We start from the raw sequence: 12206 nt of genomic DNA, 5'->3' as shown, positions 1-12206 counted from the left end.
TATAACCTAAAAGTTGAGATAAAATTGTCTCAACTTTTTATGTTACATTTGTAACTTTAATTTAATAGTAAGTCCATCTTCTATAAATAAATGGATTCTTAGAGGTATTATAGACTTTATTAGAAAATTAATTATTGTGAAAACTTACAAAAAGCTATATAATGAGTAGTGTTGTGAAAAGGGCTTCCTAGGGGATTTTTGAGGAAGTTTCTTAAATCAGATTAAAGGGAGAGGGGGAAAAGAATGACTTCTATTATTGAATCGCTATTTGCTGTTTTTAAAGATTTTCATTGGCTAGTATCTATAGACACACTCTTGATTTTCTTTGTCAATTATCTGATGTTTCATGCAGCTGGTAGGGTCAAGATTTCTTGGAGGCTACTTTTATTAGGTGGTCTTTTGTCAGTTGTTTTGACTCCCCTTCTTCCTATGGGATTCAAATTTTTACTTAATCCTCTCATATTATTTTGTTTTAGTTATTACAAACGTCCAGACTTGCCATGGATAGAGCCGGTATTTAATAGCTTTTATGCCTGGGGAACAACTAATATCATTATACGGGGCTTGTCATTAATCGTCTTTCCTTTACTTTTGGGAGCCGACTTGACTAGCCGTATTCCAGAATCTTTAACGGAGTTTATCTGTGTGGTAGTTGCCTATCCTATTTACCTCTTGGTTCACCGTTTTATTGGTTATGAATATTTGCAGGTCGAGGAAAAGGAGCGCTTGCGCATACACTTCACCCCTATTGTTATTGGGGTTAGCTTTGCATTTCTTTCATATGGGCTTTTAAATGAATTCATGCCTTACTTTGCTAGTATCTGGCCTGTGGAAGTGGTTAACAATTATGCTAAGTTGGTCGTTCTATTGGCAACAGGCGCCTTCTTTATCGTTGTTTCCTATGCCAATCAGTGGATAAAGGATGAACTTTTTCTGGAGTTGAAAGAGGAGCAGGAACGTCATTTCCAGAGCTTACAGGAATCTAGTAGGCATATCCTCCATCTTTATCAGGAGTTATACCGTGATGGAGTGCCTAAGGTAGTTGTACCTAAGAAGGCTAAGACTGTTCTGGCTACTAGTCAAGAGGGAGACAGTCAAAACCTATCTGAGGAAGAAGTTCCCTTCAGCAAGGTTATGCCAGATATTTCCAACCTGCTTTCTCAATTGTTACGTTCCGTCATTGAGAGTAAGTATATGGAGTTTCATGCTGTTGGAATTGATTTTATCATGGAGATTCCAGACCCTATATCCCCATCCCATATTGATATAGTGGATTTATCAGCTGTCCTAACGACCTTCTTGGACAATGCCTTATTGAGAGCTCATGGTCAAGAAAATAGCTTAGTTCGTCTGTCTTATTACCAAAGTGGTGAGGTTCAGGTCCTCTCTGTAGAGACAACCCTTTCGCAAGACAGTGCTGAGGCACCTCACAAGGCGTACGAGAATCATCTGTCAATCAATGAACAGCTCGAAGATATTATGGAGCGTTACCCTCAGTCTAAACTTAGCTTTAAGAATGATAAGTTCATCTATAGACAGCAATTTGAATACTAAACAACTTGTAAAAAATATATAGAAAGGAGATTCGATGTTTGAATCGTTTTTGGGAATAAATTTTTTAAATCTCTATGATACAGATGCCTTTCTAGCCATTCAGATTATTATAACGCTGACGATAAACTGTGCCATTTTCAAACGAATGACAGATATTCGTATCTCCTGGACGGTCTTCTTGACCTTAGCCCTGCTAGATATGGTCCTTCAGTATAATATTAAGAGTATGAACATGATTGCTGATGTCTTTATTCTGATGGTTTTGGCTATTCTGGCTAAAGGAAAGACTTGGACGGTAACGCAGTATGCTTTTCATACCTTGTTTCCAGTGGTGACATCAGATTTGCTTTATCGTTTATTGGGACTCTTCTTTATTCCCCTTCTCTTAAATCTCCCTGTAGCTGAGGTGGGGTCTAATGCACTTTTCTATCTCTTATCTTACGGTTTGATTTTGCCACTTTATTTTGTTTTTGACCGTTTCTTGGGCTTGGATTTGAAGCGTTGGAAGGTCTATAGTGATGACTCTTTCCATAACCTCCAGATTTCTAGAAGAGCTGCCTTAGCCATGGCTACTTATTTATTGGGAATCTTTCTCAGTATGAATTTAGATGACTGGTTACCTGGTTATTCTTTAGATTTGGAATTGAGACTTCGTATGTTAGGGGTTCTCTTGTCTGCAGTGGCCTTCATTTTCCTAATTGCTCATCTTAATCAACTGTCTAGGCAGTATTTGGAAGAGAGTTTGGCCATGGAGGAAAAACGGCATTTGAATAGTTTGACCAAGGCCAACCAAAAGATTGATCTTCTCTACAATGAATTGTTACAATACAGACAGTCTTATCAGACGGTTGTGGAACAATTTTCAGAGGAAGTGCGTGACCAGGAAGAGGCTCTTGCTGAACAGGTGTATCAGAATGTTCTTAGAGAGAGTGCCAAGGAGTTTGAACGTTTCCGTGTCATTGATAATCCTAAGCTAGAAAATATTCAATCCCTGCCCTTACGTAGCCTTCTTTCGGCTCGTATGATGGAGGCTAAACGTAGTAATATTCCAGTGACTTGTGATATTCCTGAGGAGATTTCAGGCTTTACCATGAACGTGGTTGACTTGACCTTGCTGGTGTCCATTTTCTTTAGTAATGCGATTGATGAGAGTAAGCAGGTGCCTGTCAGTCAAATCAATTTTAGTTTTCATCGACATGATAAGGATGGGAGCTACCATTTCGTCATGGAAAATAGGACGCAGGAAGAAAAAGTTGACCTTGATGCCATTATGCAAGAAGAAAATCAGAAGAAGACCTCTGGTCTTAACCTTCACTCAGCCAAGGATATTCTTAGGAAGTATAGTGATGCCAATCTGATTACAAGCAGTGGTGATTACCTCTTCAAACAGGAATTGATTTTTAAATAAATATATAGAGCTAAATCAAAGGATTTAGCTCTTTTTTTCGTTACAGATCCATAAAGTAGGGCTCTTTGCTGTTGAGCTTATGCTTATGTCTGAGGCTTAGGACATCGGAGGAGGAAGGGGTGAGGGAGGAGTCTGATTGTTGCTTCATTCTGTGTTATAATAGCAAGGATTAGTGGTTCTTAGAGCTAGGTGAATGGCGATTGCTTAGCCTAACGACTGGTGTAGAGACAAGAAAGGGACGTCTTATGAAATTACTTTATACGGATATGTCTCAGGATTTAACTGAAATTCTGACGGAGCAGGCGACTAGCTATGCTCAAAAGGGAAAGAGGGTCTTTTATATTGCCCCTAATGCCCTATCATTTGAGAAGGAGCGTAAGGTCTTGGAATACCTGCCTCAGTCAGCGTCCTTTGAGATTACGGTGACTCGTTTTACTCAGATGGCTAGGTACTTTATTCTCAATACGAGTAACCCAAAAACTCAGTTGGATGATACTGGTCTGGCCATGATTTTTTATAAGGTCTTGTCACATATGGACGATGATGAGCTCAAGGTTTATGGTCGTTTACGCAAGGATAGTAACTTTATTAATCAATTGGTGGACCTTTACAAAGAGTTGCAGCAGGCCAATATGACAGTTCTGGATTTGCAGCATTTGGATCAGGCGGAGAAACAAGAGGATTTGGTAAGGATTTTCAGTGCGGCTCAGGATCTCTTGTTGGCGGGAGATTTCGACAATCAATCCAAACTCAGTGCCTTCTTCAAGGAGATTAGCTCAGGCCACCTAGATAAGGCCTTGAGTAACACGGTTTTGGTCATTGATGGCTTTACGCGTTTCTCTGCCGAGGAGGAGGCGCTGGTTGGTCTTTTGAATGATAAGTGCCACCAGATTGTCATTGGGACCTATGCCAGTCAAAAAGCTTATAAGGCTAACTTTGTTTATGGCAATGTTTATCAGGCCTCAGTGGATTTTTTGAGGACTTTGGCTCAGACCTATAAGGTGACACCTGACTACGTGACGACAGACAAAGAGGGCAATCCTTCTTTTGTACGTATTAGTCGTCTTTTGGAGAGCCGTCATGATTTTAGTACGGTAGATGAGAAGGTTACTGATCAAGACAAGCAAGCCTTGCAGGTCTGGGAAGTGGTCAACCAAAAGGAAGAAGTGGCTCAGGTTGCCAAGAGTATTCGTCAGTTGCTGGCGGATGGCAAGCGCTACAAGGATATCTTGGTCCTGCTTGGTGATGAGGAGAGTTATAAGCTTCAGGTGGGTCAGATTTTCCGAAAATTTGATATTCCCTATTATTTCGGTAAGGAAGAAACCATGTCTAGCCATCCTTTGGTGCAGTTTGTGGATTCGCTAGAGCGTATCAAGCGCTATAATTATCGTGCCGAGGATTTGCTTAATCTCGTAAAATCAGGTCTCTATGGCGGTTTTACTCAAGAGGACTTAGACCTTTTTGAGTATTATGTCAATTTTGCAGATATCAAGGGGCGTCACAAGTTCTTGTCTGATTTTACGGCCAATAGTCGTGATAAGTATGATTTAGACCAGCTTAATGCCTTGCGCTCACAACTGGTAGAGCCTTTGGACAAGTTACTTAACAGTCGCAAACAAAAGGGTTCTAGTCTGCTTAAGAAACTTGCGGTCTTTTTAGGGGCTGTACAAGTGCCAAATCAGATGGCTGCTTTGACTGTCAAGGCCAGTGAAGCTGAAAAAGAGCGGAATGAACAGGTCTGGAAGTCTTTCACCCAACTCTTGGAGCAGGTTGAGACTATTTTTGGAGAAGAAACGCTGTCAGTGGACGACTTTTTGTCCATTTTGCGTTCGGGAATGTTGGCCTGTGATTACCGTACGGTTCCAGCCACTGTTGATGTGGTCAATGTGAAGAAATACGATTTGATTCAACCACATTCAGCTCCTTATGTTTTTGCCTTAGGCATGACTCAGTCGCATTTTCCAAAGGTTGGGCAAAATAAGAGTCTCCTGTCTGATGAGGAGCGTAGTCGTATCAATGAGGCGACGGATGAGCATAGGAGTTTGGATATTGTTACGCAGAGTAATAGTCAGCGGGGACATTTTGTGGCTATGTCGCTTTTCAATGCGGCTAGTGAACAATTGGTGCTTAGTCAGCCACAAATTCTCAATGAGACGCAGGATGACATGTCGGTTTATTTGAAGGAACTTCTTGACCTTGGTCTTCCTTTGGTTGAAAAGGGACGTAATCGTTTCGAGGCTAAGGGTGACCAGATTGGGAACTACAAGGACCTCCTATCGACTGTCATTGCTCTTAACAGCAGCCATCTAGATGCTGATTTGGACAAGGAAACGCAGACGTTTTGGTCAGTTGCTGTGCGTTATCTCCGTAAGCGACTTGATAAGGACCAAGTCTTGATTCCAAATGTGATTGACGATGTGACGACGACCAAGGTGGATGATCAGGTCATGCAACTGGTCTTTCCGGGGGAAGAACCACTAAAATTATCAGCTTCGGCTCTGACGACCTTCTATAACAACCAATATCTTTATTTCTTGCGTTATATTTTGGGACTTGAAGAGTTGGAGTCCATCCATCCAGATGCCCGGCACCACGGGACTTATTTACACCGTGTCTTTGAGCGTGTGATGGGTGATTCTTCGTCAGAAAACTTCGATGATAAATTGGAAAAGGCTATTGCTCAGACCAATCAGGAACAACCCTTTGAAATTCTCTATACAGAGGACCAAGAGAGTCGCTTGTCTCGTCAGATCTTGGAAGATATCGCCCGTTCAACTGCCAGTGTTTTGCGTGACAATGCGGCCGTTAAGGTTGAGCGTGAGGAAGCCAAGTTTGACTTGCTTTTAGCAAATAGCATCAAGATTACAGGGATTATTGACCGAGTGGACCGTTTAACAGATGGGGCTCTGGGTGTCGTTGACTATAAATCAGGTAAAAATGTCTTTGACATTCAGAAATTCTACAATGGCCTCAGTCCGCAATTGGTGACCTATCTGGAGGCCCTTCGACAGACCTATAAGGTCGATGCTGACCAGCTTTTTGGTGCCATGTATCTTCACATGCAGGACCCGCAACTTAACCTAGCCCAGTTTGGTCTGGATAAGCTAGCAGCTCAGGCTCATAAGGAATTGACCTATAAGGGGCTCTTTGTAGCTTCAGAAACAGAGCATCTGGCTGGTGGAAACTATGATTTACAAAAGACTGTTACCTATGACAAGGAGGACCTAGAAACCTTGTTAGACTACAATATTAAGCTCTTTACAGATGCTGCTGAGATTATTCGAAGTGGGAATTTTGCGGTCAATCCTTATACCGAGGATGGCAAGTCTGTTCAAGGGGATCAAATCAAGGCTATTACTCATTTTGAGGCCGACCGCCACATGGGACAGGCTCGTAAACTCTTGCGTTTACCAATTAAGGGCAAGAAGGAAGCCTATTTGGAGCTGATGACAAAAGACGAGGACAAGAATCAGATGCAAGTTGCTGAAAATATCATCCCCTTTCCAGTCACTGATCAAGCTGTAAAAGCAGACAAAAAAGACCAGGAGGACAACCATGTTGACTAAAGCTTTTTTAAGTCCAACAGAGATTAAGGAACGCATTGCCCAAGAAGCAGCTTCTGACAAGGAACGCAAGCTAACACCTGAGCAAATTGAGGCCATCTACAGTAATGGTAGCAATATTCTTGTGTCAGCTTCGGCCGGATCAGGAAAAACCTTTGTCATGGTTGAGCGTATCCTTGATATGATTGGACGTGGCGTTGGTATTGACCAACTCTTTATCTCAACCTTTACGGTAAAGGCTGCAGGTGAGTTGAAAGAGCGTCTGGAAAAGCGTCTGACAGAGCAGTTGGGACAAGTTGAGACGGATGAAGAGCGTGCCTTTCTTTCAGACCAGATAGCCAAGATTGGGACGGCTGATATTGGAACCATGGATGCCTTCACCCAGAAATTGGTTAATCAGTATGGCTATCTCCTGGGTGTGTCACCTATTTTCCGCATCATGACAGACCCTGCTGAGCAGACGCTTATGAAAAATGAGGTTTATACCGATCTTTTCAATGATTACATGCAAGCCAAGGATGCCCAGCTTTTCCAAAAATTGGTCCGCAACTTCGCTGGAAATGGTAAGACTAGTAAGGCCTTCCGTGATCTAGTTTACGATGTCTATAACTTTTCTCAGGCTACTGCAGGTCCTGAAAAATGGCTACGTCAGAATCTCTTAAAAGGGCAGACCGATGCCAAGCCAGACAAGGCTAAAGTTGAGCTTTTAGAGGGTCTCAAAGATGGCTTGTTGGCTGATTTCTTAGCCTTCTTAAGAGACCATTTAGGCCTAGCTCAGCGTGAATTTGCCAAGGCCAAGTATCTGAATAATGTATCAGATGCCATTAGCCTTCTGGAGGGAGCCTTGGCCAATGACCAAACCGATATGGAGGACTTGCTCAAACAACTCTTGACTCTGTCAGGAGGGACTGGCTTGACAAATATGACCCGTCCTAAAGCCGAGGAACTCAAGGCCTACAAGGAAGCTTACAACAAGACCAAAAATGAGTTTGTGGCCCAGTTGCGTGAGATTGATACCCAACTAACGGTCCTCGAGGTTTTGACCAATCATAATGATGACATCCTACCTCTGTTAGAGCTGCTTCAGGCCTTTGTGCTTGATTTTTCAGACCAGTATTTACAGGCCAAGGTTCAGGAAAATGCCTTTGAATTCTCAGATATTGCCCACTTTGCCATCCGTATTTTGGAGGAAAATCCAGAGGTGGCAGCCAGCTACCGTGACCGTTACCATGAAGTAATGGTAGACGAGTATCAAGACAATAGCCATACTCAAGAACGCATGTTGGAGCTCCTCTCTAACGGTCACAACCGATTCATGGTGGGAGATATCAAGCAATCCATCTATCGTTTCCGTCAGGCGGATCCTCAGATTTTTAATGGCAAGTTCCAGCTTTTCCTTGAAAATCCAGATGCAGGTAAGCTAATTCTCCTTAAAGAGAACTTCCGTAGCCAATCTGAAGTTCTTGATGCGACCAATGGTGTTTTCAGCCACCTCATGGATCAGGAAATCGGAGATATCCTTTATGACAAGACTCACATGTTGGTAGCAGGTAGCGAGAAGCAAAAAGAGCCCCATCCTGAAAATGAGACTGAGGTTCTGATTTACAATAGTGATGAAGCAAGTGTGACTCCTGACGAGGAAGGTTCTGATCAACCTATCAGTAGCGGCGAGATTTCCTTGGTTATCAAAGAAATTATCAAACTTCACGAGCAGGGTGTACGTTTTGAGGACATTACCCTCCTAGCACCAACCCGCAACACCTATCTGGACTTGATGGCAAGCTTCGAGGAGCATGGAATCCCTTTGGTTCCTGACGAGTACAAGTCAAGTTACCTAGAGTCGCTAGAAGTTATGATTATGTTGGATACCCTTCGTGCCATCAATAATCCTCTTAATGACTATGCCCTCGTTGCCCTCCTTCGTTCACCAATGTTTAATTTCAACGAGGATGATTTGGCTCGTATTGCTGTCCAGGCTGACGAAGGACAATTCTATGACAAGCTTCTTGTAGCTTGCACTAAAACAGGGCTTCATCCGGAAGTTGTCACACAAGGACTTGATGCCAAGTTGACTCTTTTCACTGAGACTCTGGCAGATTGGCGTGATTACAGTAAGTGGCACTCGCTCTACGACCTCATTTGGAAGATTTACGACGATCGTTTCTATTATGATTATGTTGGCAGTCTTCCACGAGCTGAGCAACGCCAGGCCAATCTCTACGCCCTTGCTTTGCGTGCCAATGCCTATGAAAAGACTGGTTTTAAGGGACTTTCTCGTTTTATTGGTATGATTGATAAGATCATTTCTAGCGGTAACGACCTAGAGGAAGTGACAGACTTGGTTCCTAAAAATGCCGTTAGCCTTATGACGATTCACAAGTCCAAGGGGCTAGAATTCAAGTATGTTTTTGTCTTGCAGATGAATCGCAAGTTCATTGGTCACAGTAGGGATGGACTAAGTGGTAAGTATATTATCAACCGTGATAAAGGACTTGGCATTAAGTACCTAGCTGACCTTAAAGACCAGGTAAACACCAATTTGCCCAAGTTAAATGTTGTTCTAGAGACCCTAACCTTCCAGGAAAATCGTAGGGAAGAGCGCAGGGCAAGTATCTCAGAAGAGATGCGTCTGCTCTATGTTGCAATGACTCGTGCAGAGAAAAAACTCTACCTAGTTGGTAAGGGTAGTAAGGAAAAATTAACCCAGCAATTTGGTACGGATGTCGAAAATAATCGCCTACCAGTAGCTCTACGTGACCAAATCGCTACTTATCAGGATTGGGTTATGGCTTTGGATACCGCCTTTATGAGAAAGGATCTCAAGTTTACTGTTCGCTTTGTTGAGGCTGAGGAGTTGACGCCAGAGGCTATTGGTCAGGTTCAAGTCAAGGCGGCAGTAAATGCTGATGATTTATCTAACAATCGCCAGACGGAAGACATTAAGCGTGCTCTAACTGTCTTAGAAAGTGTTGAAAAACTCAACCAGCTTTATGCACCAGCGATTGACCTACCATCTGTGCGTACGCCGAGCCAGCTCAAAGCCTTCTACGAACCTGTTATGGATACCGAAGGGGTGGATATTATGGACAAGAAAGAGGAAGTGCAACCTCTTGAGACTACCACTACCTTTGAGCTTCCAGACTTTGGGCAAAAAACTAAGGTCACTGGAGCTGCAGTTGGGTCAGCCACCCATGAACTCATGCAACGCTTGATTCTTTCTGACAAGGTGACCCTCCAAGATTTGACACAGGCGTTGAGTCGGGTATCGGCAGATGATCAAGTTAAGGCGCGTGTGCAGTTAGAAAAGCTACTAGGCTTCTTTGACACCGAACTTGGGAAGCTCATTCTAGCTAACCGTGGTAAGTTGCGTCGTGAAGCACCATTTGCTATGTTGGCAGAAGATCCCGCTAGTAAAGAAGATTTTGTCGTCCGTGGTATCATCGATGGCTACCTTCTTCTTGAAGACCGTATTGTCCTCTTTGACTATAAGACGGACCGCTTCACTCATCCTAGTGAACTTAAGGAACGTTACAAAGGGCAAATGAGCCTCTATGCTAAAGCACTCAGCCAAGCCTATCAAATAGATAAGATTGATAAATACCTTATTCTCCTAGGTGGAAAAGACTTGGAAGTCGTAGAAGTATAAGCTATAGCTTAACCATTCTTTCATAGTGAAAGAGTGGTTTTTTGTGTCTTAATCCCATCAAAAAAGACCGGTGTGCACACACCAGTCTTTTCGATAGATTTCCATCAGTATTGTAAGTTCGTTAAAATATTAGAGGATGGAAATAGTTATGAAAAAAAGTATCTTGTAGGTTGCTTAGGCCTACAAGGGATATTATAACAAACTCATCTTAGTCTAAACAAGGTTAGAAAAATTAGAATTAACTGCCACAAACATTGCTGGTTTTTAATAGTTAGAATCCATAATAGCAATAAATAGAGACAAAAACCGTCACATGAGACTGACGGTTTTAGTTTATTTTAATCCTAATATCAACTAATCAAAGGAACCACCCAATTGACCCAGGCCCAGGAAATAGGCATAACCAGAATCATGGCTGGAATCATATCTGCTGTTGGGAATTGACGCAGTTTCATAATACGAAAACCGGTCGCAATCATGAGGAAGCCCCCGCAAGCCTTAAAGTCTCCAATCATGGCTTTTGTTGTTAGAGGGAGAATGAAACCAGCAGTCACAAAGAGGAGGAAGAAAACGATAAATTGTGGAATGGCAATCATGGAGACGATGTAGCCTAGACTACAAGAGAAAATCATAGCCGTAAAGAAATCTAGGATAGATTTAGAAATTAAAATAGAAGCATCGCCTGTCATCCCAGACTCAAGACTCCCGTAAATTCCTGTACCACTCGCACAAAAAAGGACGATAACTGTCAAGAGCTGCGCATAAAATTCATCGTGAGCTAACCCTGTTTGCTTGCTTGGTGTAATCTTGGACAAGCCTTTTTCCATAAGCCCAGCTCCCTTGTTGATGAGGTTTCCAAACTTTAGGGCCAGCCCAATGATGGTACCAATAACTACCGCAAAGATAACCGCAGGCATGTTAACCATATTCATAATAGCGCTAATCCCCATTACCATAGAGGCTAGACCAAAGATAAGGTTAAGATTTTCCTTGAAATCGTCTCTGAGATAGTCCCCGAAGAGCCCTCCAGCGATTCTCCTCCTATTTATTCTAAATACTATAAGTTTAGCATTATCAAAGACCGAATGCAAAATTGTCTCGTTTTTACAAACGTTTTCTTGAAATTGTATCTTTGAAATGATACAATGAATGAGAAGGTAAGGAAATAGCCTTATCTAAATCTATTGCCAGTGTTCTTAGAGTATTGTTCATAAAAAACAAGGTAACAACTCTAATTTATAATCTAATATAAAGTGTAAAATGAGACTATTGTTAAATAGATTCTCAAGAAAGGATAAAAGATGATTCGTTTTGAACACGTAACGAAACGTTATGAAGATAAGGATGCTCTCTCAGATCTTAACCTCGAGATTCGAGATGGTGAGATTTTTGGTCTGATTGGTCACAATGGGGCTGGTAAGACCACGACTATTTCCATTTTGACGTCTATTATTGAAGCTAGCTACGGTGAAGTTTACGTCGATGATATGGCCCTCAGCCAACATCGTGATGCTATCAAGAAAAAAATCGCTTATGTGCCAGATTCACCAGACTTATTCTTAAATTTAACTGCTAATGACTATTGGTACTTTTTGACACGTATCTATGATTTGGAAGCTAGTCAGGTTGAGGAACGTTTGACTAATCTTATGGCTACCTTTGACTTGACGGAAAGTCGCTATAACCTCATTTCTTCCTTCTCTCACGGTATGCGTCAGAAGGTTGTCGTTATCGGTGCTCTTCTGGTTAATCCGCAGATTTGGGTTTTGGATGAGCCTTTGACTGGTCTGGATCCACAGGCATCTTATGATTTGAAAGAAGCCATGCGTAACCATGCTAAGGAGGGTAATAGTGTGCTCTTTTCAACCCACGTTCTAAGTGTAGCTGAGCAGCTCTGTGATCGTATTGCTATTTTGAAGAAAGGAAAACTCATCTTCCAAGGGTCTCTAGCTGAACTTAAGTCTCAGTACCCTGACAAGGATTTGGAAACCATTTATCTGGAAATGGCTGGACGTAAGATCGAGGAGGTGTAGTC

General features: G+C 42.2%; 6 protein-coding genes. 5 read left to right on the top strand and 1 reads right to left on the bottom strand.

Annotated features, from left to right (window positions below; genetic code table 11):
• Positions 1–243: 243 nt before the first annotated feature.
• The 4 genes from PCY16_RS02815 to addA all read left to right on the top strand — a co-directional run bounded on the left by PCY16_RS02815 (position 244) and on the right by addA (position 10171).
• Complete coding sequence (locus tag PCY16_RS02815; protein ID WP_195413522.1) at positions 244–1554, top strand: hypothetical protein; 1311 nt, start codon at positions 244–246, stop codon at positions 1552–1554.
• Positions 1555–1588: 34 nt separating this feature from the next.
• Entirely contained in the window at positions 1589–2962 is a 1374-nt protein-coding gene (locus PCY16_RS02810) for a GHKL domain-containing protein (protein ID WP_195413523.1), read from the top strand.
• 245 nt (positions 2963–3207) lie between these two features.
• Positions 3208–6528, top strand: a complete 3321-nt coding sequence (gene rexB / locus PCY16_RS02805; protein WP_195413524.1) for an ATP-dependent nuclease subunit B — start codon at positions 3208–3210, stop codon at positions 6526–6528.
• Positions 6518–10171 (top strand): helicase-exonuclease AddAB subunit AddA, encoded by a 3654-nt coding sequence (gene addA, locus PCY16_RS02800; RefSeq protein WP_195413525.1) that lies wholly within the window; start codon positions 6518–6520, stop codon positions 10169–10171. Before rexB ends, addA begins: the two co-directional genes overlap by 11 nt.
• 350 nt (positions 10172–10521) lie before the next feature.
• On the opposite strand, the gene PCY16_RS02795 is transcribed toward addA, so the two are convergent.
• On the bottom strand, positions 10522–11262 hold the full coding sequence (locus PCY16_RS02795) for a DUF554 domain-containing protein (protein ID WP_229056622.1): 741 nt from the start codon (positions 11260–11262) through the stop codon (positions 10522–10524).
• 210 nt (positions 11263–11472) lie between these two features.
• Between PCY16_RS02795 and PCY16_RS02790 the strand changes: the two genes are divergently transcribed.
• Positions 11473–12204 carry an ABC transporter ATP-binding protein gene (locus tag PCY16_RS02790; RefSeq protein WP_002891761.1) on the top strand — a complete coding sequence of 244 codons (732 nt, stop codon included), beginning with the start codon at positions 11473–11475 and terminating at the stop codon, positions 12202–12204.
• The last annotated feature ends 2 nt before the right edge of the window (positions 12205–12206 follow it).

It is taken from the genome of Streptococcus sp. SS4 (genome assembly GCF_030440125.1).
Classification (GTDB): domain Bacteria; phylum Bacillota; class Bacilli; order Lactobacillales; family Streptococcaceae; genus Streptococcus.
This window is presented reverse-complemented; position numbering and strand designations above follow the sequence as displayed.

Coding starts and splice junctions, on each gene's coding strand:
- addA (WP_195413525.1), top strand. CDS start 6,518: ATGTTGACTAAAGCTTTTTTAAGTCCAACAGAGATTAAGGAACGCATT.
- PCY16_RS02810 (WP_195413523.1), top strand. CDS start 1,589: ATGTTTGAATCGTTTTTGGGAATAAATTTTTTAAATCTCTATGATACA.
- PCY16_RS02815 (WP_195413522.1), top strand. CDS start 244: ATGACTTCTATTATTGAATCGCTATTTGCTGTTTTTAAAGATTTTCAT.
- PCY16_RS02790 (WP_002891761.1), top strand. CDS start 11,473: ATGATTCGTTTTGAACACGTAACGAAACGTTATGAAGATAAGGATGCT.
- rexB (WP_195413524.1), top strand. CDS start 3,208: ATGAAATTACTTTATACGGATATGTCTCAGGATTTAACTGAAATTCTG.